Below are 25044 nucleotides of genomic sequence, written 5' to 3'. Positions count from 1 at the left end.
TCTGGGTCGGGTCCCGCGATCCTGGGCGTACCGGACCGCGTGCGGGGGCGGCGGCGAGCGAACGCTCCGAGAGACGGAATCCCCTGGGGATCGAGCGCCACGGGGGTGGAGCAGGCGGTGTGCCGTGCCTGCCGTGCGGGTGGTGTGTGCTGCCTCCGAGACCCGATCGGCCCGGTATCGACCACCCCTCGCTCATACGACGCTAGAACACTCCATGACCGCCCGCACTCCCGGAAAGAAGCTCGGGAACGAGGCAGGCCCCGCCCCCGGTGCGAAACCGGGGACGGGGCCCACAGCGACGTACGAAACGTACGGGCGGGAAGAAGATCAGAAGCGGCGCGTGATCAGCGCGCGCTTCACTTCCTGGATCGCCTTGGTGACCTCGATACCGCGCGGGCAGGCGTCCGTGCAGTTGAACGTGGTGCGGCAGCGCCACACGCCGTCCTTGTCGTTGAGGATTTCGAGGCGCTGCTCGCCCGCTTCGTCACGGCTGTCGAAGATGAAGCGGTGCGCGTTGACGATGGCGGCCGGGCCGAAGTACTGGCCGTCGTTCCAGAAGACCGGGCAGGACGACGTGCACGCCGCGCACAGGATGCACTTCGTGGTGTCGTCGAAGCGCGCGCGGTCCTCGGCGGACTGCAGACGCTCGCGCGTCGGCTCGTTGGTGTCCTTCGTGATCAGGAAGGGCATCACATCGCGGTACGCCTGGAAGAACGGCTCCATGTCGACGACCAGGTCCTTGAGGACCGTCAGGCCCTTGATGGGCTCGACCGTGATCGGCTTGTCGGGGTTGATGTCCTTGATCAGCGTCTTGCAGGCCAGGCGGTTCTTGCCGTTGATCCGCATGGCGTCCGAGCCGCAGATGCCGTGCGCGCAGGAGCGACGGAAGGTGAGAGTTCCGTCCTGGTCCCACTTGATCTTGTGGAGGGCGTCGAGGACACGCTCCTTCGGGTCGATCTCCAGCAGGAAGTCTTCCCAGACCGCCTCCCCCGCGACCTCGGGGTTGAAGCGGCGGATGCGGAAGGTCGCGGTGATGTACGGCGAGTCGGCGAAGCCCGCCTCGGGCTGGCCGGCGCTGTCCGCCTTGTCGAGGGTCGGGGTAGCCATCAGTACTTACGCTCCATCGGCTGGTAGCGGGTCTGGACGACCGGCTTGTAGTCGAGACGGATGGACTCGGTGCCGTCGTCGCCGACCTCGCGGTACGCCATGGTGTGGCGCATGAAGTTGACGTCGTCTCGGTTCGGGTAGTCCTCGCGGTAGTGACCGCCGCGGGACTCCTTGCGGGCGAGCGCGGAGACGGCCATGACCTCGGCCAGGTCGAGCAGGTTGCCCAGCTCGATGGCTTCGAGGAGGTCCGTGTTGAACCGCTTGCCCTTGTCCTGGATCGAGACGTTCCGGTAGCGCTCGCGCAGTTCGGCGATCTTCTCGACCGCCGTCTTGATCGTCTGCTCGGTGCGGAACACCATCACGTTGGCGTCCATGCACTCCTGCAGCTCCAGGCGCAGCGCGGCGACCCGCTCCGTGCCCGTGGAGTTGCGCAGGTGCTCGACCTGCGAGACGACCTGCGCGGCCGGGTCCTCGGGCAGCTCGACGTAGTCGGCCTTCGCGGAGTACTCGGCGGCGGCGATGCCCGCGCGGCGCCCGAACACGTTGATGTCCAGGAGGGAGTTGGTGCCGAGGCGGTTGGCGCCGTGGACCGAGACGCACGCGACCTCACCGGCGGCGTACAGGCCGGGGACGACGGTCGTGTTGTCGGTGAGCACCTCACCCTGGACGTTCGTCGGGATGCCGCCCATCGCGTAGTGCGCGGTGGGCTGGATCGGGATCGGGTCCGTGTAGGGCTCGATGCCGAGGTAGGTGCGCGCGAACTCCGTGATGTCCGGGAGCTTGGCGTCCAGTTGCTCCGGCGGGAGGTGGGTGAGGTCGAGGTAGACGTGGTCGCCCTCGGGACCGCAGCCACGGCCTTCGCGGATCTCGGTGTAGATGGAGCGCGAGACGACGTCACGGGACGCGAGGTCCTTCATGACCGGCGCGTACTTCTCCATGAAGCGCTCGCCGTCCTTGTTGCGGAGGATGCCGCCCTCACCGCGGGCGCCCTCCGTCAGCAGGATGCCCATGCGCCAGATGCCGGTCGGGTGGAACTGGAAGAACTCCATGTCCTCCAGCGGCAGCCCGCGACGGTAGACCGCCGCCTGGCCGTCACCCGTCAGGGTGTGCGCGTTGGAGGTCACCTTGAAGAACTTGCCGGTGCCGCCGGACGCGTAGATCACGGACTTCGCCTGGAAGACGTGGATCTCTCCGGTCGCGAGTTCGTACGCGACGACACCCGCGGACGTCTTGACGCCGTCGACCTCGGTGATGAGCTGGTCGAGGACGTAGAACTCGTTGAAGAACTCCACGCCCTCCTTGACGCAGTTCTGGTACAGCGTCTGGAGGATCATGTGGCCGGTGCGGTCCGCGGCGTAGCAGGACCGGCGGACCGGGGCCTCGCCGTGGTTGCGGGAGTGACCGCCGAAGCGGCGCTGGTCGATCCTGCCCTCGGGCGTCCGGTTGAAGGGAAGGCCCATCTTCTCCAGGTCGAGGACCGAGTCGATGGCCTCCTTCGCCAGGATCTCGGCGGCGTCCTGGTCGACCAGGTAGTCACCGCCCTTGACCGTGTCGAAGGTGTGCCACTCCCAGTTGTCCTCCTCCACGTTGGCGAGCGCGGCGGCCATACCGCCCTGCGCGGCGCCCGTGTGGGAGCGGGTGGGATAGAGCTTCGTCAGCACGGCGGTGCGGCTGCGCTTCGTCGCCTCGATGGCGGCGCGCATGCCGGCGCCGCCGGCGCCCACGATGACGGTGTCGTACTTGTGGATCTGCATGAGTCGGTTACCTCAGCCCCGTGCCTAGCGGATGTTCGGGTCGAAGGTGAAGATCACCAGCGTGCCCAGCAGGATGGTGAACACCGTGGCGGTGTAGAGCAGGCCCTTGAGCCACAGCCGGGTGTTCGCGCGCTCCGCGTAGTCGTTGATGACCGTGCGCAGGCCGTTGGCGCCGTGCAGCATCGCGAGCCACAGCATCGCGAGGTCCCAGGCCTGCCACCACGGGGAGGCCCAGCGGCCCGCGACGAACGCGAAGCCGACCTTGGAGACACCGCCGTCGAGGACGAGCTGGATGAGCAGGTGGCCGATGACCAGGACGACCAGCACGACGCCGGACAGGCGCATGAACAGCCAGCCGTACATCTCGAAGTTGCCACGGGTGGACTTCGGGGTCTTCTTGGTGCGCTTGCGCGGGGCTTCGATGAGCGGCGCCGGGTTGTCGACGTCGTACGCGGAGTACTCGCCCGCGCCCTCGACGGGGCCGATGCCGGAAGCGGCGGTCTCAGTAGTGGACATCTGCGTCAGCTCCCGAAGACTTCGCGGAATGCGTGACCGAGGACCGGGTACAGGGCCCCGACCATCAGCACGACCCAGATACCGACGACGGACCAGAGCATCTGCTTCTGGTAGCGCGGGCCCTTCGACCAGAAGTCGACGGCGATGACACGCAGGCCGTTGAGCGCGTGGAAGAGGATGGCGGCGACGAGGCCGTACTCCAGCAGCGCGACGATCGGCGTCTTGTACGTGGACACGACCTTGTCGTAGTCCTCGGGGGAGACACGGACGAGAGCGGTGTCCAGCACGTGTACGAACAGGAAGAAGAAGATGAGGACGCCGGTGACTCGATGAGCCACCCAGGACCACATTCCTTCCCGGCCGCGGTACAGCGTTCCAGCCGGCACGGAAGAACCCTCCGGGAGCGGGGATTGGGGCCTGCCGGCTTCTGTGTCGGTCGGCCCGGCCGGGTACGGTCCACCGGCCCCGGCCATCGTAGCGACGACCTGTCGGAACGTTTACAGCGGCCCTATCTATGTGATCAAACTGGCAATCAATCAGGCACGTTCGGGCTATTGCGGGCGGTCCGTCGTGGGGTGCGGGTGGGTGGGGGCGGGTCGCGCGGTTCCCCCCGCCCCCAGAAGACGGGTCAGGCGGCCCTTCGCCAGGCGGCGCAGTTCGTCCGCGGTGGTGACCCGTTCCTCCTCCGGATCGTTTGTCAATCGTGATCGGATGGCGGCGAGTACGTGGTCGAGGGCCTCCTCGGGGCTCACCTCGTCCAGACAGATGACGAACACGTGCCCGAATCGGCTTTCGTAGGCGGCTTGGGCGGCGCTCAGTGCCGTGTGGGCGGCGGAGTACGCGCCGTCCGGGAGCAGGGTGAGGGACTCGCTGGCCAGGGCTTCGGCGAGGTCGGCGGCTGTCAGGTCGTACGCCGCCTCGTCGGCCGCGGCGAGCAGCGCGTCCAGGTCCGGGTAGGGCCGGTGGTCGGCCAGCCGTTGGGCCCAGAGCAGGCTGCGGCAGCAGGCGAGGAGCGCATGCTCGACGGCGTCGGCGGGCGCGGTGTTGAAAAGCTCCAGGCGGGCCGGGGACGACGGCGCGCTCTTCTGCTCGGGCAGGGCGACCTCGCCGGGGAGGCGTGGAAGACGGTGCGAAGGCAGCGTGGGTCCTCGGCGGTGGGATTCGACGGGATGCCGTGTCGTCCTGTGGACGCCACGTGTGATGCGGCAGGGGAGGAAGTGAGAGTTGTGCCGCCACGCTATCGAGGGTTGACGGATGCTGTCCGAGGGATGCCCGAAATTCACCCGGACGGGAGAGTTTCGACACCTGCGGTGGACGGTTGGCGCCCAGACGGGGACCTTGGTTCCTCAGGGGGTGTACTAGGTGACGTGCGCGATGTGAGGTGTACGAGGTGCGTGATGCGTACGAAATAGGTGTGGGCCCCAGCGACGGGTGCGGGGCCGTGATCGTGAAGGGTGTGGTGCGGTGAGCACGGGCAGGCGGCGACGGGCGCCGGTGCGGAACGGGAAGCGGCCGGTGCTGGTCGCCGCCGGTGTGGCGGCGGTGACGGGTGCCGTGGTCGCGACCGTCGCGCTGTGGCCCTCCGGCGGCGGCAGCCCGACGGGGGCGAGCATGGCGCCGGGCCGGGCGGCCTCCGCGTCCGCGAGCCCGACCGGGGCCGCGTCCACCACCCCCTCCCCGACGCCGGCCCGGACGTACCCCCTCTCCCAGACCCCCCGCACCATCCCCGCCGTACGCCAGCACACCCCCGCCCGCGGCCCCGGCTGGCGTCCCGCCGCGGGTGCCCGCGTGGTCGTGGACGACGCCGGTCTCGCCGAGGAGGGAAAGCTGCTCGCCGGGGAGCTGAAACTGTCCTACGCCGGTGAGACGGCGGCCCGGGACGGGGATGTCGAGCTCGGGCTGAACGCCACCGGCGCGGACCCGGAGTCGTACACCCTGACGGTGCGGAATCGCCGGGTCACGATCAGCGCCCCCGGTGACGCGGGTGTCTTCTACGGCACCCGCACCCTCAAGCAGGAGGTGCACGGCGGCGGCACCGCCCCCGAGGGCGTCGTGCGGGACCGGCCCGCCAAGCCGCGCCGCGGGTTCATGGTCGACATCGCGCGCAAGCCCTACACCGCGGCCTGGATCGAGGACCGGATCAGGGAGCTCGGCGATCTGAAGTTCAACGAGCTCGGCCTGCACTTCTCCGACGACCAGGGCTTCCGCATCGAGTCGGACACCCACCCGGAGATCGTGTCGAAGAACCACCTCAGCAAGGCGGAGGTCCGCAGGATCGTCGCCCTCGCCGAGAGCCGGCACATCGACGTGGTCCCTGAGATCGACTCGCCGGGCCACCTCGGCGCGGTGATCGCCGCCCACCCCGACCTCCAGCTGCGCAACGCCTCCGGGGTCGCCACGCGCGGCGCCATCGACATCTCCAAGCCCGGCGCGGCGGACATCGTCGACGATCTGCTGAACGAGTACTCCGCTCTCTTCCCCCGCCCCTACTGGCACCTCGGCGGCGACGAGTACCAGGCGTTGACCGTGGCCAGTCCGTCGACCTCCTACCCGCAGCTGGCCGCCGCCGCCAAGCGGGCCTACGGTTCCGGCGCCACCGTCGCCGACCTCGCGACCGGCTGGCTCAACGACCGCGCCCAGGTGATGCGCGGGCACGACCGGACCCTGCGGGCCTGGAACGACGGGTTCTTCCGCGGCGGCACGGTCCAGGCGGACAAGGACCTGGAAGTCGCGTACTGGACCGGCAAGGAACTCGGCGCGCGCCTGCCCGTCGCCTACCTGAGCGCGGGCCGCAAGCTCGTCAACTACAACGACGAGTACCTCTACTACGTCCTCGGCGAACCGCAGACCTTCGTCTACCCGACCGGGCAGCGCATCTACGAGCAGTGGACCCCGCTCGTCCTGCGCGGCACCACCCCGGTCCCCGCGAAGTACGACGGCCAGATCCTCGGCGGGACCTTCGCCGTCTGGTCCGACCTCGCGAACTCCCAGACCCAGGACCAGGTCGCGGCGGGGATCCGGATGCCGCTGCGCGCGACGATCCAGAAGCTCTGGGACCCGGGCCGGCCGGCGCTGTCCTGGACGGCCTTCAAGAGCCTGGCGAACCGGCTGGGTTGATCCGCCCGGGCCGAACCCGAATCGACTGGACGTACGGGTGCGGTGAACCGTATGTTCCGCGTGTTCCACACATACGTGTGCCGGGTGTGCCCCTGGGGAGGGGGCGCGCTCGGTTTCTTGTGCAGGTAATCCGGGGGTTCCCTTGATCTGTCAGCGTTGTCAGCAGTTCGCCGCGTCGATGCCCGGCGGGCTGTGTTCCGTGTGCGCCGACGCGCCCGCACCCGTGCCGGTGGGTACCATGCTCCCGCCGCACGGGCATGCCTGGCTGGCCTCGCCGGTCGGCCTCGGGAGGGCGGTCGCGGTGCTGCTCGGCGTGGTCGTCGCCGTCGATCTCTTCGCGATCTGGGCAGGCGTCAAGATGTACGAGGTCACGGGCACCATCGCGGACGGCGGGATCGATGACGCCGTGCAGCGGGACGCGGACCACGCGGATTCCGTCGGTGCCGCGGCCGGGGTCGCGCAGCTGATCGCCCTGGTCGCCACGATCGTCGTCTACCTCGTCTGGTTCCACCGGGTGCGGATCAACGCCGAGGTGTTCAACCCCTTCGGGCACAGCAAGCGGCGCGGCTGGACGGGCTGGGGCTGGTTCGTGCCGGTGGTGAACCTCTGGTTCCCGCGCCGGATCATGCTGGACAGCTGGGACGCGAGCCGTCCCGCCGGCTCCCGCGCCTCGCACGGGCTGGTCAACGCCTGGTGGACGCTGTGGATCATCGCGCTGGCCGCCGACCGGACCGCGTTCACCGCGCACCGCAGGGCCGACACCGCGCGGGAACTCCAGCAGGCCGCAGGCCAGGGCATCTTCTCGGACGTCACCGACATCGCGGCCGCCGTGCTCGCCGTCCTCGTCGTCCTGCGGCTCACCCGGATGCAGAACGAGAAGGCCCTGCGCGGCCCGGTCCCGCCCGGGGCGCCGGCCCCGGCGGCCGTCCGGGGGGCCCACCGCTGACAGTCGGGGTTGCTCCGTTCGAGGCAGGCGGCGCGCCGGTTCGGCCGATTCCCTGGTCAATTCCCTTGCCCCTGTGGTGTATTCGGCGCGGGCCGAACCGAAACACCAGCGGGGGGGAACCGGCATGGGTTACTGGGGGTACTACGTCGTGGGCCGCAGCGAGCGCCCGCTCGCGGAGCTGGACGCGCTGGCCGGAGCGCACGGGATGGTGCTGTGGACGACGGCGGCCGACGGCTGGCAGGTGTGGGAGTACCCGCGCGGCGACGGTGACGTCGGGAGCATGAGCACGCTCGCCCGGGAGACCGGCGCGCCCGCGCTCTTCGGATACGTCATGGACAGTGACTGCGTGGCCGTCGAGGCGGCCGGGCCGGAGAGCGGTGTGTGGACGACCTGTCTGGCGCGGGCCGCGATGGCCACGCACCTCGGGGAGAGCGAGGAGGGGCTCACCGTCGACGACTACTTCCTGGAGCCGGCCGACGCCGCCGAGCGGGCCGTCGCCTGGGCCGCGGAGGCCGGGCACACGGTGGTCACGGAGCCACTGCTGGCCGTGCTGAGCGCGGACGCCGATCCCTTGGCCGAAAACTTACTCTTCCGCTTCCTCGACCGGCTCGGAGTGGTGCCGCTGTGACACTCCCGCTCCGGAGCACGCAGTAAGGGAAAGTAAGGGAAAATAAGGGAAAGTGCGGGCTCCGCGAGCGGGCGCGCCCTGTCGAGGGGAGGCGTGATGAGCCTGGTGGACCTGATCGCTCAGGCCGACGAGCGTGGTCTGGCGGTGAGCGGACTGGCTTGTTTGGATCGGTGCGTGCCGCTGTTGGGTGGCGACGACGAGGTCCTGCGGCCGCTCTGGTCGAGCCTCGCGGACGGCGGCGCGTGGGGCGAGCGGCTCGCCAAGGCCCGGGCGGAACTGGGCTCCACCGGGTCGGGCTCCGATCCCGGCCCCGACGCCACCCCCGGCCCCGACGCCACCTCCGAACCCGTCGTGACCGACGACGACCGTGCCGCCGTACTCGCCCGCCGTATGCTCGCCACCGCCCCCGACGACCTCTCCGCGCCCGCCCTGCGGGAGTGGGCCGACACCTGCTCGGCGGCCGCCCTGCGGATCCACCGGCTGCTCGACGCCTCCGCCGACGGCGACGGCCCGCTCGCCGCGGCCGAACTGCGGCGACAGGTCACCGTCCTGGAACTGCTCGCGGACCGCGGAGCGGGCGGACTGCGCCCCGCCCTGGAGGTGTCGACGGAAGGGCGGCGCGTTCTGCGCGCGGTGGTGTCGCGCCGGGCGCGCGGACGGTCGTAAACCTCCTGGAGCGAGGGGTTCCTGTGACTGTCCTGGGTGGGGAGATGGGGGTCCTGGGACGGTGTCGCGGACACGCCCGGGACGCGTGACGAATCCCGCCCGGACGGCGCTCTTCCGAGTGTGAACGCGATGAGTGTGAACGCGACGAGTGTGAACACAGCGAGCGCGAGCGCGGTCAGTGCGAACCCGGCGCATCCGAGCGCAGTGAGTGCGAACCCGGTTCCGGCGGCCAGGCCCTCCGCCGCGACCAGGCCCGTGCGCTGGGCCGCGGACACGGTCGCCACGATGCGCGAGGGCGCCCGACTGCGCCTCGACTACTCGGCGCAGAGCCTGTGGCGCGTCGACCGGCTGATCGAGGAGATCCGCCGGGAGCGGGCGCCGTACGCCGCCGTCCACGCCGTGCTGCGCGGCTTCGGCGCGTACGCCGGTGAGGTCGTCGCGCGGTGCACCGGCGCGGAGTGGTGGGAGACGGGCGGCGAGCACTGGCTGCGCACCCCCGACGGACACCTGTGGGACCCGATCGACGAGGCCCGCCGCTGCTACGCGGGCGACGGCTCGCTGCGGCTGCTGTGCCGGGAGGCCGTGGGCCGGTGAGAGCGCGCGTGCCGGTGAGAGCGAGCGTGCCGGGGCGAGGAGATTGCCTGCTCCGGCGAGGAGATTGCCTGCTCTTAAGATACGCGACCGTTCCCAAAGGGCGGGCCGCGGAGTGAACATGAGGGCAACCGCCGGACCCGGGAGACCTCATGGCCGACAACCGACGTTGGTGGGCGCTGGTTGTCATCGCGCTCGCGCAGCTGATGGTCGTCCTCGACATGACCATCGTCAACATCGCCCTGCCGTCCGCACAGGCGGCCCTGCACATGTCGGACGGCAACCGGCAGTGGGCCATCACCTCCTACACCCTCGCCTTCGGCGGACTGCTGCTGCTCGGCGGCCGGATCGCGGACCTCGCCGGGCGCAGGCTGACCTTCATGATCGGCCTGCTGGGCTTCGCCGCCGCGTCGGCGCTGGGCGGCGCGGCGACGAGCTCCGGGATGCTGTTCGGCGCGCGCGCCCTGCAGGGCGTGTTCGCGGCGCTGCTCGCCCCCTCCGCGCTGTCGCTGCTCACCACGACGTTCAGTGACCCCAAGGAACGCGGCAAGGCCTTCGGCGTGTTCGGCGCGATCGTCGGCGCCGGCGCGGCGATCGGGCTGCTCGCGGGCGGTTTCCTCACCCAGTATCTGGACTGGCGCTGGTGCCTGTACGTCAACGTCCCGATCGCGCTCGTCGCGTTCGCGGGCGCCCTGGCGGTGCTCAGCGGCGGCGGCCGCTACGAGGACGCGCGCCTCGATGTGCCCGGCGCGCTGCTCGGCTCCGCCGGAATGCTCTCCCTGGTGTACGGCTTCTCGGAGGCGGAGTCGCGGAGTTGGGGCGACGGACTGGTCCTCGGACTGCTCGCCGCCGGGGTCGTGCTGCTCGGCCTGTTCGCGTTCTGGCAGACCCGCGCCCGGGTGCCGCTGCTGCCGATGTCGGTGATCAGGGACCGGCAGCGGGTCGGGGCGTTCCTCACCATCCTCTTCGTCACCATCGGGATGTTCGGGACCTTCCTCTTCCTCACCTACTACTTCCAGCGCGTGCTCGGGTACTCGCCGGTGAAGACCGGGCTCGCCTATCTCCCCATCACCGTCGGCATGATCACCGGGTCCACGCAGATCGCGGCCCGCCTCCTGAACCGGGTCCCGCCGCGCACCCTGATCGTTCCGGGGCTGCTGCTGGCCGCGGGCGCGATGGCGATCATCGCGCAGGTCGGCGTGGCACCGGCGTACGCCTCGCACATCCTGCCCGGCATGCTGATGCTCGGCCTCGGCATGGGCACGGCGATGATGACCTCCATCTCACTGGCCACGGTGAGTGTCCCGCCCCGGGACGCGGGCGCGGCCTCCGCCACCTTCAACACCGCCCAGCAGGTCGGCGGTTCGATCGGCACGGCGCTGCTCAACACGATCGCCGCCAGCGTGACGACGCGGTACGCGACGGCGCACGCCGGCCCCGGCACCGACCGCCGCGCGCTCGCCTCCCGGGCCGCCGTCCACGGCTTCAACGTCGCCACCTGGTGGGCGATGGGCGCGCTGCTGCTGGCCGCGCTGATCGCCGGGACAGTGGTGAACGCGGACCGGATGCCGGCCCCGCAGGGACGGACGGCTCCGCTGCCCGAGCCGGTGGACGGCAGGGGCTGAACCGGACCGGCGGGGTGCGGGACGTGATCCGCGGGTGCGCGGACGTCTGAGCCGGGACGCGTCCCGAGGGGCTGACGAACTCGGTGCGAACGAGGACGGTGTTGGGCCAGGGAGCGGAATCCCGCCGCGTACAGGCGTACGACGGTGAGCTCGGCGCGGCCGTCGCGCGGGCGCAGGAGGGCGACGAGGCCGCCTTCGCGGTCGCGTACCGGATCGTGCAGCCCGGACTGCTCGGGTATCTGCGGGGCATCGTCGGGGACGAAGCGGAGGATGTGGCGTCCGACGCCTGGCTGGAAATCGCCCGGGACCTCGGACGGTGCAGGGGGGACGGGGCGGGGTTCCGCGGCTGGACGGCGACCATCGCCCGGCACCGCGCGCTCGACCATCTGCGGCGGCAGCGGGTACGCCCCCGGTCGACCGTGCTCGAAAGCGACGTACTGGATCTGCCCGGCGCCCACAGCACCCACGATCAGGCGCTGGAGACCCTCGGTACGGCGCGCGCCCTGGAACTGCTCGCGCGCCTGCCCCGCGACCAGGCCGAGGCCGTACTGCTGCGCGTCGTCGTCGGCCTCGACGGTCCGGCCGCCGCCCGCGTTCTCGGCAAGCGCCCAGGCGCGGTCCGCACCGCCGCCCACCGCGGCCTGAAACGACTGGCCCAGCAGCTCGGCGCCGACGCAGAGAACGGGGGTGTGACGCCCAAGGGCCCCCGGACGCCGGGGGATTCGGGATGAGCGTCAGGAGCCGTGGGCCGGGTGGGCGGGGCAGGGATGGGCACACATGGGTGAACGGCAGGGGGACACCGAGCGGCCCTCCCTCGACGCGCTGCTCGCCGCCGTACGGAGTCTGCCCGCCGACCCGGAGGCGGGCCGTCGCCGCGTACCGGGCCGCTCGCGAGAGCGGGGCGGGCCGTGCGCGGACCCGGCGGCGGGACGACCGGTGGCCGCGTGGGCGGCGCGGGTCGGGACGCGCGCTGCGGACCACACTCGTGCTGCTTGTCGCGAGGCTGAAGGGCCGGAATCGCCGAAGGGCCGGAACCGCTGAAAAGCAGGAGGGCCGATGGCAACGGCCGGGGCCGCCACCCCCCACAGGAGAGGCCCCGGCCGTCGCGCGGCACGGGCCGCGCGGCGGCCCGTACTCTCTACAGCGCCGCGGCTGCGTTTTGTGTCACACCTCGCTCGGTCACTGATTAGTTGCATGCTGTACGAACATGGACGGGGAGCGGTTTCAGGCCGTAACGTGCCATTCGCGCCGAACCGCGGAGCAGGGTCACCGACCAAAGGGCCCATGACCGCAACCATCAATCGAGTAACCACGATGGCGACCAACCACGTCCGCGAGAGCGGCGCCGGTGTAGGCGCAGAAGGGGTGCGGGTGCTGGGGGACGACGCGGAGCTGACCGCCGCGGTGCTTGCGGCACAGGACGGGGACGAGACCGCGTTCCGGACTGTGTACCGCGCGGTGCACCCACGGCTGCTCGGATATGTACGGACGCTGGTCGGTGACCCGGACGCGGAGGACGTCACCTCCGAGGCCTGGCTGCAGATCGCCCGTGACCTGGCGAGGTTCAGCGGGGACGCGGACCGCTTCCGCGGCTGGGCGGCCAGGATCGCCCGCAACCGCGCCCTCGACCACATACGGATGCGCGGGCGGCGCCCCGCGATCGGCGGCGACGAGACCGAGCTGGCCGGGAAGGCCGCCGATTCCGACACCGCGAGCGAGGCCATCGAGGCGCTGGCCACCGACAGCACCCTCTCGCTGATCGCCCAGCTCCCGCAGGACCAGGCGGAGGCCGTGGTGCTGCGGGTCGTCGTCGGCCTCGACGCCAAGACGGCGGCCGAGACCCTCGGCAAGCGCCCCGGAGCCGTCCGTACCGCGGCGCACCGCGGTCTGAAACGGCTCGCGGAACTGCTCGGCGCGGATCCGGAATCCGCGGGCGCCCTCGACGCCGTCCCTCCGCAGAGGGAGTCGCGAAGTGAGTCGCGAAGTGAGTCGCGCACACGCGCGGTGACGTCCGCGGGTGTGACGGATACGCGTTCGCGGACGCAGAAGGACATGTGATGGCCGACGAGCACGACAAGTGGCTGGACCGCGACGCCGCGGAGCGTCTGCTGCGTGGTGAGCCGCTGGAAGCCGTCGACGCCGAAACCCAGGGGCGGGCGAAGCGGCTCGCCGACGCGCTCGGCGCGCTGGCTCCCGAACCCGCGTCGAGCGGCATCGAACTCCCGGGCGAGGCGGCCGCGTTGGCCGCGTTCCAGCAGGTCCGCGCGGAGCGCGAGGACGCGGCGGGCCAGCTCGGCCGCCGCGGCCGGGAGGCTGCCGTCGCGCACTCCGGCGCCGCCGGTCTGGTACGTCTGGGCCGTCCGGTTCCGCGCGGCCGGAGGGCTCGTCGGGGCCGTCCCCTGCGCCTGGGGATCGCCGCCGTGCTGGCCGCAGGGATGATCGGCGGGGTCGCCGTGGCGGCCGGAACCGGGGCGCTGCCGACTCCGTTCCGTGACGACTCGCCGAACCCGGCCGCGACGGTTTCCGCGGTGCAGACCCCGCAGCTGTCTCCGCTCTCGCCGTCACCGGGAGCGTCGCGGACCTACGGCTCCGAGTCGCCGATCCCGGACGCCGGCGCGACCGGGCCTGCCGACACCGGCTCGGGGAAGGACGAGGCCGGGGGCACCGGCGCGGCGAGCGGGCAGCCCGGCTCGTCCGACACGGAGCGGTCGGGCCGTTCCGGCGCGTGGCTGAGCGACGCGCGCGCCTACTGCCGTGACGTCCTGGACGGCAAAGGGCTGGAAGCCGGACGCAGACGTGTCCTGGAGGACGCGGCGGGCGGCGGCCAGCGGGTGAAGAAGTACTGCAAGGGCCTGCTGGGCCGGGAGTACTACAACCACCAGGGCGACCAGGGCGACCAGGGCGATCAGAACAGCCAGGGCGACCAGCAGGGCGGCACGGGCTCGGACACCGGTACCGGACACGGACTCGGCAACGGCTCGGGCGGTGGCTCCGGGAGCGGCTCGGGCAACGGCTCCGGCAGCGGGGCCAACGGCGGTGACGACGAGGGCCACATACGGCCGGGCGGCAGCGGCCGGAACGGCGGCAGCGGGCTCCTCGCCCCGGGGTCGCCCGCAGCCCTGGCGCCGCCGCGGCGCGACCTGACGCCGTCGTCCCCGTCCGCTCCGGCACCGGCGACGCCCCTGGGCCCGAGGTACAGCGCACTGCCGCTGCTCTCGGCCGTCTGAGCTGCGAGGACCCTTCTCCTCCGGCGCTGACCTGCGCTCTTTCGTCCTTCTCTGAACTTTCTTCCGCCGGGGTGTGACGTTTTCGGCCGCGGTGACGCAGTAGTGGGTGAGCCGACTGGTCATCGGCCGTCGCACCGCGCCGGGGTTCCCCCCGTACCCGGGCCTGGTGCACATCGGCGCGGGCGGGACACGTTCCCCCGGTCCCGCCCGCGCCCCACACACCCTCCGGGCCGGCCGTCACCAGTAGACGACGACCTTGTCCCCGTTGCGGACCTGGGCGAACAGCGCCGCGATCTTCCCCTCGTCCCGTACGTTCACGCAGCCGTGCGAGGCGCCGTAGTAGCCGCGGGCCGCGAAGTCCGGTGAGTAGTGGACCGCCTGGCCGCCGCTGAAGAACATCGCGTACGGCATGGACGTGTGGTAGATCGTCGACACGTGGTGGCGCGACTTGAAGTAGACGCTGAACACACCCTCGCGGGTCGGCGTGTACTGCGAGCCGAACCGCACGTCCATCTCCGAGACCGTCCTCCCGTCGATCATCCAGCGCAGGGTGCGGCTCGTCTTGCTGACGCACAGCACCCGGCCCGTCATACAGCGCGGGTCCGGGCGCGCGGCGGGCTGTCCGCCGTAGGGGTACAGCTCCCAGGAGGCCGGCTCGTGCGTCATCCTCCGCAGCCGCTCCCAGGTGACGGCGTCCAGCTCGCCGGTCCGGGGCAGCCCCCGCTTGCCCTGGAAGCCCTTCACCGCCGCGACGGTCGGGGCGTCGTACGTCCCCGTCGGCGCGGGGATGAGCCAGGCGACCTGGTGCAGCCGCGCCTGGACCTTGCGGACATCGGTGCCCCGGTCACCGCGGGACCAGAGGACTGCGGGCGCGGGGGACGGCGGCTCGGCGCCCGGTTCGGCGCTCGACGTGTCGGTGCTCGGCTTGCCGGACGTATCGCCGGGTGTGTCGCTCGGCTCGTCGCCCGGGCTGTCGTCCCCGGCGGCGGACGCGGACGAACGGTCGTCGGAACGGTCGTCGGTCCTCGCGGCCGAGGGCGTCCTTCCGTGCGCGCCCACCGCCTGCGCCGTGCAGCCGCTCACCGCGACGAGCGCCACGAGGGCGGCGAGTGCTCTCCCCGTACCAGTCGTGCGCATTCCGACCCCCCATTGTGTAGACGTATCCCTTGAGATGTTTCCCAGGCGTGCCCGGTTGCGAACGACGGGCCATCCTGGGGAAGGGAGGAACAGAGTGAGCAAGGTCCCAGCGCGGTCCTCTCCACCCCGCGCACGGCCGCCACTACAGTCCGTGGCGACGGTCGGTCCTACCAGTGAGTAGCTTCAGCGGGAGGCACAGCAATGGCGCGCGAGTCGGAGTCCGGACTGCCCATCGAACCCGTCTACGGACCCGAGGCCCTGGACGCCTGGGATCCGGCGGAGAAGCTGGGCGGGCCGGGTGAGTACCCCTTCACCCGTGGCGTGTACCCGTCGATGTACACCGGCCGCCCCTGGACCATGCGCCAGTACGCCGGTTTCGGTACGGCGGTGGAGTCGAACGCACGCTACAAGCAGCTGATCGCCAACGGCACGATGGGTCTGTCGGTCGCCTTCGACCTGCCCACCCAGATGGGCCACGACTCGGACGCCCCGATCGCGCACGGCGAGGTCGGCAAGGTCGGCGTGGCGATCGACTCGGTGGAGGACATGGGGATCCTGTTCGGCGGCATTCCGCTGGACAAGGTGTCGACGTCGATGACGATCAACGCTCCCGCGGCCCTCCTCCTGCTGATGTACCAGCTGGTGGGGGAGGAACAGGGTGTCCCGGCCTCCCAGCTGACGGGCACGATCCAGAACGACGTGCTCAAGGAGTACATCGCGCGCGGCACGTACATCTTCCCGCCCAAGCCCTCCCTCCGGCTGATCGCGGACATCTTCAAGTACTGCCGGGCCGAGATCCCGAAGTGGAACACGATCTCGATCTCCGGCTACCACATGGCCGAAGCGGGCGCGTCCCCGGCGCAGGAGATCGCCTTCACCCTCGCGGACGGCATCGAGTACGTCCGCACGGCGGTGGCCGCGGGCATGGACGTGGACGACTTCGCCCCCCGCCTGTCCTTCTTCTTCGTCGCCCGTACGACGATCCTGGAGGAGGTCGCCAAGTTCCGTGCCGCGCGCCGGATCTGGGCCCGGGTGATGCGTGAGGAGTTCGGCGCGAAGAACCCGAAGTCGCTGATGCTGCGCTTCCACACACAGACGGCGGGCGTCCAGCTGACCGCCCAGCAGCCGGAGGTGAACCTGGTACGGGTGGCGGTCCAGGGCCTGGCCGCGGTGCTCGGCGGCACCCAGTCCCTGCACACCAACTCCTTCGACGAGGCCATCGCGCTGCCCACCGACAAGAGCGCCCGGCTCGCCCTGCGCACCCAGCAGGTTCTGGCGTACGAGACGGACGTCACCGCCACCGTGGACCCCTTCGCGGGTTCGTACGTCATCGAGAAGATGACCGACGACGTCGAGGCGGCCACGGTCGAACTCCTGGCGAAGGTCGAGGAGCTGGGCGGCGCGGTGTCCGCCATCGAGCACGGTTTCCAGAAGGGCGAGATCGAGCGCAGCGCGTACCGGATCGCCCAGGAGACCGACTCCGGCGAGCGGGTCGTGGTCGGCGTCAACCGCTTCCAGCTCGACGAGGAGGAGCCGTACGAGCCCCTCCGTGTCGACCCGGCCATCGAGGCCCAGCAGGCCGAACGCCTCGCCAAGCTGCGCGCCGACCGCGACCAGTCGGCGGTGGACGCGGCCCTGGCCGACCTGACGAAGGCGGCCGAGGGCACGGACAACGTCCTCTACCCGATGAAGGACGCCCTGCGCGCCCGCGCGACGGTGGGCGAGGTGTGCAACGCGCTGCGGGGGGTTTGGGGGACGTATGTGCCGAGCGATGCGTTCTGAGCTGGGCGGTTACTCCGTATGAGTGATCAGGGGCGGAGTTCAATCGGCCCCGGTTGCTCTCGTGAAGAGTGAGCCCCTGAAAAGGAGGATGCCGTGGCCGTACTGCAACACGAGCTGACGCTGGGCGAAGCCGCCGAACAGCTCTCCCGTGCACTGCCTGGGCACCGCGTGGAGATTCTCCAGGGGAGGCTCACTGGGACACCACCGCCGGATGGCCCGCGCGGGCGGTCATTGACGAAGTTGTGCAGGGCGTTGGAACGCGCAGGCATTGAGGGAAGCGGGGCTGAATGGATCCAGGGCATCGGCCTCTGGCTGCCCACGCTGCCAGAGGATTTCGCGATCCCCGACCTCTCTGTTGTGGATGAGGACTTCGACGACGCTCATGTGAAGAAGAACTACTACGCGCCCAACGTCTTCCGCCTCGTCGTCGAAGTGACCTCCTCCAACTGGTCCGACGACCTCGGTCCAAAGGTCGAGTGCTATGCCCAGGCGGGCCTTCCGGTCTACCTCATCGCGGACCGCAAGCACGACGAGGTCCTCCTCTACACCGACCCCACAGACGGCGCCTACGGCGACCCCGAGCGTTTCGAGCGAGGTCAGTCCGTCGCCCTGCCGCCTTCGATCGGTGTCAAGGTCACCTTGGACGTGGACACCCTCCTCGACGGCTGACTGTCACGAAACCCCGAAGGTGCGGTGTCGTACTCTCGTGCGACACTCCACCTCATGCTTGGTGTTATCGACCTCCCGACCTATCTCGCGGGACTCGTGCTGATCGTTCTGCTTCCCGGTCCGAACTCGCTGTACGTGCTGTCCGTCGCCGCCCGCAAGGGCATACGCACGGGATACACGGCCGCCGCGGGCGTCTGGTGCGGGGACACCGTGCTGATGACCTTGTCGGCGGCCGGAGTCGCCTCGCTGCTGCAGGCCAACGCGGTGCTGTTCGGGATCGTGAAGTACGCCGGGGCCGGCTATCTGACCTGGCTGGCGGTCGGGATGCTGCGGGCCGCGTGGGGGATGTGGCGGACCCGGCGGGACCGGGTCGTTGCGACCGAGGCGTCCGCGACGTCGGCCGCCGAGGAGCGGCCCTTCCGGCGGGCGCTGGTGATCAGCCTGTTCAACCCGAAGGCGATCCTTTTCTTCGTCGCCTTCTTCGTGCAGTTCGTGGACTCGGGCTACGCCCACCCGGCGCTCTCCTTCGTCGTCCTCGGCGCTCTCGCCCAGCTCGCGAGCTTCCTGTACCTCACCGCGCTGATCTTCAGCGGGACGAAGCTGGCGGCGGCCTTCCGGCGGCGCAGGCGGCTGTCCGCCGGTGCCACGACCGCCGCGGGCGCCCTCTTCCTGGGCTTCGCCGTGAAGCTCACGCTGGCCGGCGCCTCCTAGCCGGCTTCGCCACCGCCGACGTGGAGGGTGCCGTTGGCACGCTGCGAGCCGCCGGTGCAGATCCCGACCGCGCTGTAGGGCGAGCTCGCCTGCCAGGAGCTCATGGCGGAGGACGAGGGCGCGGCACAGGTGTCGAAGCCCTTGCCGGTGCAGTTGGTGCGCGGTTGCCGGCAGTGCGGCGGCCTCCGCGGTGCGGAGCGGTGAGGGCGCCGCGGACTCCCGGACGCGGGGAGCGGTTGTCGGGACCTCGGCGCCGGCGAGGATGTTCCGGACGGGCGCCGCGTCCGTGTCGTACGTCGCGGTGACGCTCACCTTGTCCGCCTTGGCGCGGTACTCGCGCCCGACGGGTTCGGCCACCGTCCCCTGCCGGTCCGCCGGGCCCCCGTTTGTCAAAGACGCCGATTTACCTGCTGGTTCGCCTCCGCCCAGCCCCCGAAAAGGGTGGGAGCCGCCTGATGATCGGTCAAGGGATCTTCTGATCGGTGGAGTTCGGAATCGGTCATGCGGAATGCCTGGTTCTGGGATTTCGTGGAGTTTCCTGTGGGGCGCGTTGAGGCCGCTGGGATGGCTGAAAATCACTGCGAGCCGTGGAGGTGCCGGCCGGGCAGATGCGCGTACTCCGCCAGCCCCTCGGCGGTGTCGCCCGCCCAGCCGACGTAACCGTCCGGCCGGACGAGGAAGACCCCGTCGCCGTACGCCCCGTACGACGGAATCCGGACCGTACGGACGCCGGGGAGTGCGGGCAGGACGCTGCCCGTGCCGACGGCGAGCAGTGTCCAGTGCGGCCCCCGGAAGGCATCGAAGAGGCGGGCGCCGTCATGGATGCCGTCCGGTGCGCGGTCGCCCGCGTGCAGCGCGTCGTCCGGCAGGCCCGCGCGGGTCTCCACCGTGAGCGAGGATTCCCGGTAGCCGAGGCCGAGTTGTTGGGTGGCCGCGCCGCGGCGGACCTCGCCCCGGTGGACCCGGGTGGACAGGCCGAGCATGTCGGCGGCGTTGGACAGCCGCTCCTCCTCGTAGGAGTCGAGGAGTGACTCGGGGGCCCCGTCACGCAGCACCGCGCCGAGTTTCCACCCGAGGTTGTACGCGTCCTGGACGCTGGTGTTGAGGCCCTGGCCCCCGGCGGGGGAGTGGACGTGCGCGGCGTCGCCCGCGAGGAAGACGCGGCCCTCGCGGAACCGGTCGGCCATCGCGGCCCGCGGTCGGAAGTCGGAGGCCCAGCGCACCTCGGTCACGTCGTCGGGCGCGAGATGCGAGCGCGCGGCGACGACCTCGCGGATGCCGTCGAGGGACAGGTCGGGGGTCGTGCCCTCCGGGAACCGGGCGACGAGCTGGAAGTCCTCCGTGCCCGCCAGCGGGCAGATCGCGAGGAAGCCGTCGCCGTCCCCGCGCGGCGGGAAGAGGTGCCAGTTGTCCCGGTCGAGCCCGGTGACGCGGACGTCGGCCACCAGCGTCGGGTTCGGGTCCACGAGCTCGCCGGTCATGCCGATCCCGAGCGCGCGCCGTACGGCGGAACGGCCCCCGTCGGCGGCGACGGCGTACCGTGCGCGCACCGGTGCGCCGGCGGCGAAGCCGGCCGTCACCCCGTCGGCGTCCTGTGCGACGGAGACCAGCTCCCGCCCGAACGCGACCCCTGCGTCCGTTGCCTGCCGGGGCGCCGGCTCCGTCAGCCGTGCGAAGAGGATCTCCTGCGTGCGCCACTGCGGCACCATCCACGGCTCGGTGTACGGCGAGCCCTCGCTCTGCTCGGTCGCGTCGAACATCCGGTGCTCGCCCTGCCGCTCCCCGTCCCGCCACATCATCCCGACCGGGTAGGGGCCGCCCGCCGCCCGGATCGCGTCGTGCACACCGAGGTCGTCGAGGACCTCCAGGGTGCGCGGCTGCAGGCCCTTGCCGCGCGAGCCGGGGAAGAGTGCGTCGGACCGCTCCACGACGAGGGCGCGCACCCCGCGCCGGGCCAGGTCGACGGCGAGGGCGAGGCCGGTGGGGCCGGCACCGACGACGAGTACGTCCACGGTCGTGTTCGTGTTCGTGTTCGAGGCCACGGAGATCTCCTTAACGGCGTTAAGTTGCTTGTTCGGGAGCATGTCCTTAACGGCGTTAAACTGTCAAGGTGGTTACCCGGAGATCTCCCAAGCTGGACAAGAGGCAGGTCGTGGAGACCGCGCTGCGGCTGCTCAACGAGGCCGGCCTCGACGGCCTCACCCTCCGCGCCATCGCCAAGGAGGTGAACGTCCAGGCCCCGGCCCTGTACTGGCACTTCAAGAACAAGCAGGCCCTGCTCGACGAGATGGCCACGGAGATGTACCGCCGGATGGTCGAGGGCGCGGACCCCGACCCCGTCGCAAGCTGGCAGGAGCGGCTCCTCCAGGCCGGCCGGGGCCTGCGCGCCGCGCTCCTGAGCTACCGCGACGGCGCGAGGGTCTTCAGCGGTTCGCGCTTCACCGGCACCCTGCACGCCGTGGAGATGGAACGGACCCTGCGCCTGTTCACGGACGCCGGGTTCACCCTGGCCCAGGCGGTTCGCGCGAACTCGACCGCCTACTCGTACACCATCGGCTTCGTCGTCGAGGAGCAGGGCGTCGAGCCGCTGGCGGGGGAGCGCCGTGAGGGCTACGACATAGCAGAACGCGCCCGCCGGATGGCCGACTTTCCACTGTCGGCCGCGGCGGGCGCGGAGATCTTCGAGAACTACGAGGAAGGGTTCGAGGAGGGGCTGCGGCTGCTGGTCGCGGGAATCGAGAAGCGGTACGGGGCGACCTGACGTCCGCGGATCAGGGGGCCTCCTGCCCGTAGCGCACCGGACAGGAGGCCGAGCGCGGCGTCAGCTGCGCGGAGTGGACAGCGCCGAGCGCAGCCGTGGAGTCAGCCGGTTCTCGACGAAGCGGTTCAGCAGCCAGGCCAGGACGAGCATCGTGAGGACCGTGAGGAGGAAGGTCGCGTACGACGGGATGCCCAGGGACTGGTGGTAGGCCTTGATGACGACCCAGCCCAGGTGTTCGTGGACCAGGTAGAAGGGGTACGTCAGGGCGCCCGCGACCGTCAGCCACCGCCAGTTCGCCCAGCTGAGCCAGCCGAGCGCGATGGCGGTGACCGCCAGGTATCCCAGCGTGAGGACCAGGATGATGCCGAAGGTGGTGCGGTTGGAGAAGTACTCCGGATTCGGGGCGTGCCACAGGCTCTTCACCGCGTAGTGCTGGCCGATCAGGAAGCTGACGCCGACTATGCCCCAGGCGTACGCGTCCCGCCGGTCGCGGTGGACCAGGTAGAGGCCGACACCGCCGATGAAGTACGAGGCGTACTCCGGCATCAGGATGGTGTTGAGGAGCGGTTCGTTGGCGGTCTGGGCGAGCGCCACGGCCAGGGTCCAGCCCGCGCAGAACATGATCACCCGCTGCCGGTTCGCGCCCGGCAGCACGATGCACAGCGCGAACAGCGCGTAGAAGCGGACCTCCGCCCACAGCGTCCAGCAGACCCCCAGCACCCGGTGCGCGCCCAGGGGCATCTGCAGCATGGTCAGGTTGAGCAGGGCGTCGCTCGGCCCCACCGTCTTGTAGGCGACCGCCGGCAGCGCGAACACGGCCGTCACGATGATGACCGCCGCCCAGTAGGCGGGCAGCAGCCGGGAGGCGCGGGAGGCGAAGAACGAGCGCAGCGGGCGGCCCCAGCCGCTCATGCAGATGACGAATCCGCTGATCACGAAGAAGATCTGGACGCCCATGCACCCGTACGCGAAGAACTCGTGGAGTTTGGGGAACTGCTGCTTGGGCGAGGTTCCCCAGGCCGTCGAGACATCGCCCTCGCGGCCGCCGTAGTGGTACGCGGCCACCATCAGCGCGGCGATCAGTCGCAGCCCGTCCAGGGCACGAAGCCGGGATTCCCGGGGCTTGGCCTTGGCCTTCTCCGGCTGTCGGGGCACTTCGGCCGGAGGAAGGACGGCGCGGACCACTGTGTCTGTGGAAGTCCCGCGCACGTCCTCGGGAATGTTGCTCACGGGCTACCCCTCGACGTGCCTTGTATATGAATTCGTCAGCACATTAGTCCGATTCGCATGAGGGGTGTGACCGGCGGACCAACGGTTTGTCCAGCAGACGCTACGAATTCATCTTGGCTTCGCTTCCAGCGCGCTCAATCGGGGCATCCAATGGCGGCACTCGATGGGGGCACTCAGCGGCGCACCGCTCGGCGCAGGGAGCGCGCGTGGCGCGCGATACGCCGCACCGTGGCATTGCGCGGCAGGAAGGCGAGCTGCGGCGGGACAGCGCCCGGCAGCGCCAGCACGGTGAGGCGCCGCCGCTTGAAGTACCTCCAGGTGTGCGGGTCGAGGTGCTCGGTCAGATAGCGGACGGCGGCCGGGCGCAGCTCCGGGTAGATCTTCGGCTGCATCGCGAAACCGACGGCCCGTACGAGCGCGGTGAGGTCGGCGGTGTCCATGCCCGGCCGCTGCCCGGTGACCGCCGACCGGTCCGTCAGCTCGGGCAGCAGCGCGTCGGCGATCGTGACGGGGACGCGGTTGCTGTTCTCGTACGGCGTCAGGCGCTCCAGCAGCCCGTCGGTGCCGACGCGGGCGACGGGCAGGCCGTACAGCGCGGACGCGGTGAACAGCGCCGTGGAGAAGCAGCCGACGACCAGCGCGGGGCGCATCCGCTGGTAGAGCACTTCGGCGAGGACCGGCGAGTCGAGCACGGTCAGGTCGACGCCCAGCTCCGCCGCCTCCTTCTCCAGGGCGCGCGACCAGCGGGCCGGGGCCGTGGGGTGCGGTTTGAACACCACACGGGTGTGGCCGAGTCCGACGGCGCCCATGAGCATCCGCACATGGAGGTGCTCCTCCTCCTCGGCGGTGAGGATGTCGAGCGCGCAGAGGTACTGGCCCAGGAGCAGGGCGGGGCGGTCGATCGCGGGCAACTCGGCGTCGGTGTCGGTGAGTTCGGCGAGTTCGGCGAGCACCTTCGAGAAGGCGGCGGTCGGCACGATCTCCGGTTCGACACCGAACTCGGTGAGCAGCAGCGGCTTCAGGCCCGGCACCAGGTCCAGGTGGAGCAGCCGGGTCACCCGGCTGCCGACCAGCGGGTCGATCCTGTTGCGGGTGGGGCCGTAGCTCATCAGGCCGTCCGCGTAGACGGTGACGGGCGCGGCCGTGAAGATCTGCGCGAGGCCGAGCGCCGGGTTGACCTGGATGGACTCGACGGCCAGCTCGATGTCGTCGTCGCCCAGGTCCCAGGCGAGCCGCAGATGGCGTTCCCACAGCGGTACGTCGTCGAGTCTCGGGGCCCAGCCGCCGGGGTGGAAGGGGAAGATGGTCTCGTTCCACGAGATCACGTCGTCGAAGCGGGTGCGCAGCCGTTCGAATCCGGGCATCGTGTCGAGGGCGGGCGTCGTCTCGGGCGTCGTCGCGTTGTTGGAGACGAGCAGGACGCGCCGGTCGGCGGGGGCGAAGCGCGCGGTGTCCAACGCCGCCGCGAGCGTGGCCGTGCCGTACGGCGTGGACGCGAGGAAGATCTGCGTGCTCACGCGGACACCCCGGCGGCCGGGGCGGGACGGCGGCGCAGTCGGCGCAGGCGTGCGGCGCGCGGTGCGTCCATCGAGTCGAGGGCCTCGTCGAGCACGTCCTGCGGCATGCGCCGCAGCGCCACGGCGCTCATCGACTTCAGTTTCCGTGCCACCGGCGGCTCGAACCTTTCGATGGATCCCAGATGGTGGGCGATGATCGCGCAGTAGGTGCGGACGGCCTTGGGGAGGAGCTCGTCGGCGGAGTGGTCCTCGGCGGTCTCGGCCACCACCTGGTCGAACGCGCGCAGGAAGTCGAGCTGGCGGACGTCCCCGATCTGCGTGAGGGAGGAGGCGACGCCGCGCCGGTAGAAGACGCCGAGCAGCCCCACCGCGGCGAAGGTCCGCGCCTCCCGGTGCAGCTTCCAGATCCACGGCCGGTCCTCGGCGGTGCGCAGCCCGTCGGTGAAGTGCAGCAGGCCCCGGTCGACCAGACGGCGGTGGTAGATGCCCGCCCAGGCGTACGCGTAGTCGACGGAGGTCGAGCGGTGGGCCGGCAGGATCGCGTCGCGCGGCGACAGGACGACGCCGCGGGGCGCGACCGGGGCCCGGTGGAGGGTACGGGTGCGGGCCTGGCACTGGATGTGGTCGGTGCGCACGAAATCGCACCCCAACTCCTCGGCCGATGCGAGGAGTTGGGACAGGTGTCCGGGCGCGAGCCAGTCGTCGCCGTCCAGGAAGGTGAGGTACTCCCCGCGGGCCGCGTCGATGCCGGTGTTGCGCGCGGTGGCCAGGCCGCCGTTCTTCTCGTGTCTGAGGAGTATGGCGCCGGGAATGTCCTGTGCCGCTCGGTCGAGGATCCCGGGGGTTCCGTCGGTCGAACAGTCGTCGACGAGCAGGAACTCGAAATCGTCACGGGCGTTCGAGCGAAGGCTCCTGAGGGTGTCAGGAGCGAATTGCTGAACGTTGTAGAACGGCACGATGACGGAGAGCTTGACCACGCGGTCGACGCTAGGTCGGGGTCCGCTCGCCATTCAAGCCACGGGGAGGACGCAGGGTTAACAAAAAATGAAGGCTTCGGTAA

At 70.8% G+C, this 25044-nt stretch carries 23 protein-coding genes; 13 read left to right on the top strand and 10 right to left on the bottom strand.

Features of this window, described 5'->3' with window-relative positions; genetic code table 11:
* Positions 1 to 327 precede the first annotated feature (327 nt).
* The 5 genes from RV986_RS20345 to RV986_RS20325 form a co-directional block, all read right to left on the bottom strand.
* A complete protein-coding gene (locus tag RV986_RS20345; RefSeq protein WP_475918785.1) occupies positions 328 to 1107 on the bottom strand; it encodes a succinate dehydrogenase iron-sulfur subunit in 780 nt (259 codons plus the stop codon).
* The gene (gene sdhA / locus RV986_RS20340) at positions 1107 to 2861 is read right to left on the bottom strand and encodes a succinate dehydrogenase flavoprotein subunit (protein WP_475918784.1); all 1755 of its coding nucleotides are present in this window, start codon (positions 2859 to 2861) and stop codon (positions 1107 to 1109) included. Before sdhA ends, RV986_RS20345 begins: the two co-directional genes overlap by 1 nt.
* A gap of 24 nt (positions 2862 to 2885) precedes the next feature.
* Positions 2886 to 3377: a succinate dehydrogenase hydrophobic membrane anchor subunit gene (locus RV986_RS20335; RefSeq protein ID WP_475918783.1), complete on the bottom strand. Its 492-nt coding sequence runs from the start codon at positions 3375 to 3377 to the stop codon at positions 2886 to 2888.
* Between the two features lie 5 nt (positions 3378 to 3382).
* A complete protein-coding gene (sdhC, locus tag RV986_RS20330) occupies positions 3383 to 3763 on the bottom strand; it encodes a succinate dehydrogenase, cytochrome b556 subunit (protein WP_356797260.1) in 381 nt (126 codons plus the stop codon).
* A gap of 165 nt (positions 3764 to 3928) precedes the next feature.
* Positions 3929 to 4474, bottom strand: coding sequence for a 2-oxo-4-hydroxy-4-carboxy-5-ureidoimidazoline decarboxylase (locus RV986_RS20325; RefSeq protein WP_475924350.1), 546 nt, complete (start codon positions 4472 to 4474; stop codon positions 3929 to 3931).
* Positions 4475 to 4841: 367 nt separating this feature from the next.
* Between RV986_RS20325 and RV986_RS20320 the strand changes: the two genes are divergently transcribed.
* The 9 genes from RV986_RS20320 (at position 4842) to RV986_RS20280 (ending at position 14177) form a co-directional block, all read left to right on the top strand.
* The gene (locus RV986_RS20320) at positions 4842 to 6494 is read left to right on the top strand and encodes a beta-N-acetylhexosaminidase (protein ID WP_475918782.1); all 1653 of its coding nucleotides are present in this window, start codon (positions 4842 to 4844) and stop codon (positions 6492 to 6494) included.
* Between the two features lie 238 nt (positions 6495 to 6732).
* A complete protein-coding gene (locus RV986_RS20315; RefSeq protein ID WP_475918781.1) occupies positions 6733 to 7440 on the top strand; it encodes a DUF4328 domain-containing protein in 708 nt (235 codons plus the stop codon).
* A 124-nt stretch (positions 7441 to 7564) separates the two neighbouring features.
* On the top strand, positions 7565 to 8068 hold the full coding sequence (locus RV986_RS20310) for a hypothetical protein (RefSeq protein ID WP_475918780.1): 504 nt from the start codon (positions 7565 to 7567) through the stop codon (positions 8066 to 8068).
* Between the two features lie 96 nt (positions 8069 to 8164).
* Entirely contained in the window at positions 8165 to 8734 is a 570-nt protein-coding gene (locus tag RV986_RS20305; protein ID WP_475918779.1) for a hypothetical protein, read from the top strand.
* Positions 8735 to 8938: 204 nt separating this feature from the next.
* Positions 8939 to 9328 (top strand): hypothetical protein, encoded by a 390-nt coding sequence (locus RV986_RS20300; RefSeq protein ID WP_475918778.1) that lies wholly within the window; start codon positions 8939 to 8941, stop codon positions 9326 to 9328.
* A 149-nt stretch (positions 9329 to 9477) separates the two neighbouring features.
* The gene (locus tag RV986_RS20295) at positions 9478 to 10950 is read left to right on the top strand and encodes an MFS transporter (protein ID WP_475918777.1); all 1473 of its coding nucleotides are present in this window, start codon (positions 9478 to 9480) and stop codon (positions 10948 to 10950) included.
* A gap of 101 nt (positions 10951 to 11051) precedes the next feature.
* Entirely contained in the window at positions 11052 to 11681 is a 630-nt protein-coding gene (locus RV986_RS20290) for an RNA polymerase sigma factor (protein WP_475924349.1), read from the top strand.
* 640 nt (positions 11682 to 12321) lie between these two features.
* Positions 12322 to 13008, top strand: coding sequence for an RNA polymerase sigma factor (locus RV986_RS20285; protein ID WP_475924348.1), 687 nt, complete (start codon positions 12322 to 12324; stop codon positions 13006 to 13008).
* Positions 13008 to 14177: a hypothetical protein gene (locus tag RV986_RS20280; protein WP_475918776.1), complete on the top strand. Its 1170-nt coding sequence runs from the start codon at positions 13008 to 13010 to the stop codon at positions 14175 to 14177. Before RV986_RS20285 ends, RV986_RS20280 begins: the two co-directional genes overlap by 1 nt.
* Positions 14178 to 14414: 237 nt before the next feature.
* Here RV986_RS20280 and RV986_RS20275 read toward each other — a convergent pair whose 3' ends face one another.
* Positions 14415 to 15314 carry a L,D-transpeptidase family protein gene (locus RV986_RS20275; protein ID WP_475918775.1) on the bottom strand — a complete coding sequence of 300 codons (900 nt, stop codon included), beginning with the start codon at positions 15312 to 15314 and terminating at the stop codon, positions 14415 to 14417.
* Between the two features lie 201 nt (positions 15315 to 15515).
* Here RV986_RS20275 and RV986_RS20270 point away from each other — a divergent pair, with 201 nt between their 5' ends.
* The 3 genes from RV986_RS20270 (at position 15516) to leuE (ending at position 18476) form a co-directional block, all read left to right on the top strand.
* Positions 15516 to 17096 carry an acyl-CoA mutase large subunit family protein gene (locus tag RV986_RS20270; protein ID WP_475918774.1) on the top strand — a complete coding sequence of 527 codons (1581 nt, stop codon included), beginning with the start codon at positions 15516 to 15518 and terminating at the stop codon, positions 17094 to 17096.
* Between the two features lie 93 nt (positions 17097 to 17189).
* On the top strand, positions 17190 to 17765 hold the full coding sequence (locus RV986_RS20265; RefSeq protein ID WP_475918773.1) for a Uma2 family endonuclease: 576 nt from the start codon (positions 17190 to 17192) through the stop codon (positions 17763 to 17765).
* 54 nt (positions 17766 to 17819) lie between these two features.
* Positions 17820 to 18476, top strand: a complete 657-nt coding sequence (leuE, locus tag RV986_RS20260) for a leucine efflux protein LeuE (protein WP_475918772.1) — start codon at positions 17820 to 17822, stop codon at positions 18474 to 18476.
* A gap of 575 nt (positions 18477 to 19051) precedes the next feature.
* Here leuE and RV986_RS20255 read toward each other — a convergent pair.
* Entirely contained in the window at positions 19052 to 20560 is a 1509-nt protein-coding gene (locus RV986_RS20255; protein ID WP_475918771.1) for an FAD-dependent oxidoreductase, read from the bottom strand.
* Positions 20561 to 20586: 26 nt separating this feature from the next.
* On the opposite strand from RV986_RS20255, the gene RV986_RS20250 reads away from it, so the two are divergent.
* Positions 20587 to 21237, top strand: coding sequence for a TetR/AcrR family transcriptional regulator C-terminal domain-containing protein (locus RV986_RS20250; RefSeq protein WP_475918770.1), 651 nt, complete (start codon positions 20587 to 20589; stop codon positions 21235 to 21237).
* A gap of 60 nt (positions 21238 to 21297) precedes the next feature.
* On the opposite strand, the gene RV986_RS20245 is transcribed toward RV986_RS20250, so the two are convergent.
* The 3 genes from RV986_RS20245 to RV986_RS20235 all read right to left on the bottom strand — a co-directional run bounded on the left by RV986_RS20245 (position 21298) and on the right by RV986_RS20235 (position 24961).
* Positions 21298 to 22467, bottom strand: a complete 1170-nt coding sequence (locus RV986_RS20245) for an acyltransferase family protein (RefSeq protein ID WP_475918769.1) — start codon at positions 22465 to 22467, stop codon at positions 21298 to 21300.
* Positions 22468 to 22640: 173 nt separating this feature from the next.
* Positions 22641 to 23984: a polysialyltransferase family glycosyltransferase gene (locus tag RV986_RS20240; RefSeq protein WP_475918768.1), complete on the bottom strand. Its 1344-nt coding sequence runs from the start codon at positions 23982 to 23984 to the stop codon at positions 22641 to 22643.
* The gene (locus RV986_RS20235) at positions 23981 to 24961 is read right to left on the bottom strand and encodes a glycosyltransferase family 2 protein (protein ID WP_475918767.1); all 981 of its coding nucleotides are present in this window, start codon (positions 24959 to 24961) and stop codon (positions 23981 to 23983) included. Before RV986_RS20235 ends, RV986_RS20240 begins: the two co-directional genes overlap by 4 nt.
* Positions 24962 to 25044 lie beyond the last annotated feature (83 nt).

The sequence above is a fragment of the Streptomyces sp. RLA012 genome (genome assembly GCF_056270325.1).
This window is presented reverse-complemented; position numbering and strand designations above follow the sequence as displayed.

Coding starts and splice junctions, on each gene's coding strand:
- RV986_RS20255 (WP_475918771.1), bottom strand. CDS start 20,560: ATGCTCCCGAACAAGCAACTTAACGCCGTTAAGGAGATCTCCGTGGCC.
- RV986_RS20310 (WP_475918780.1), top strand. CDS start 7,565: ATGGGTTACTGGGGGTACTACGTCGTGGGCCGCAGCGAGCGCCCGCTC.
- RV986_RS20275 (WP_475918775.1), bottom strand. CDS start 15,314: ATGCGCACGACTGGTACGGGGAGAGCACTCGCCGCCCTCGTGGCGCTC.
- RV986_RS20335 (WP_475918783.1), bottom strand. CDS start 3,377: ATGTCCACTACTGAGACCGCCGCTTCCGGCATCGGCCCCGTCGAGGGC.
- RV986_RS20315 (WP_475918781.1), top strand. CDS start 6,733: ATGCTCCCGCCGCACGGGCATGCCTGGCTGGCCTCGCCGGTCGGCCTC.
- RV986_RS20270 (WP_475918774.1), top strand. CDS start 15,516: ATGGCGCGCGAGTCGGAGTCCGGACTGCCCATCGAACCCGTCTACGGA.
- RV986_RS20280 (WP_475918776.1), top strand. CDS start 13,008: ATGGCCGACGAGCACGACAAGTGGCTGGACCGCGACGCCGCGGAGCGT.
- RV986_RS20345 (WP_475918785.1), bottom strand. CDS start 1,107: ATGGCTACCCCGACCCTCGACAAGGCGGACAGCGCCGGCCAGCCCGAG.
- sdhA (WP_475918784.1), bottom strand. CDS start 2,861: ATGCAGATCCACAAGTACGACACCGTCATCGTGGGCGCCGGCGGCGCC.
- RV986_RS20305 (WP_475918779.1), top strand. CDS start 8,165: ATGAGCCTGGTGGACCTGATCGCTCAGGCCGACGAGCGTGGTCTGGCG.
- leuE (WP_475918772.1), top strand. CDS start 17,820: ATGCTTGGTGTTATCGACCTCCCGACCTATCTCGCGGGACTCGTGCTG.
- RV986_RS20295 (WP_475918777.1), top strand. CDS start 9,478: ATGGCCGACAACCGACGTTGGTGGGCGCTGGTTGTCATCGCGCTCGCG.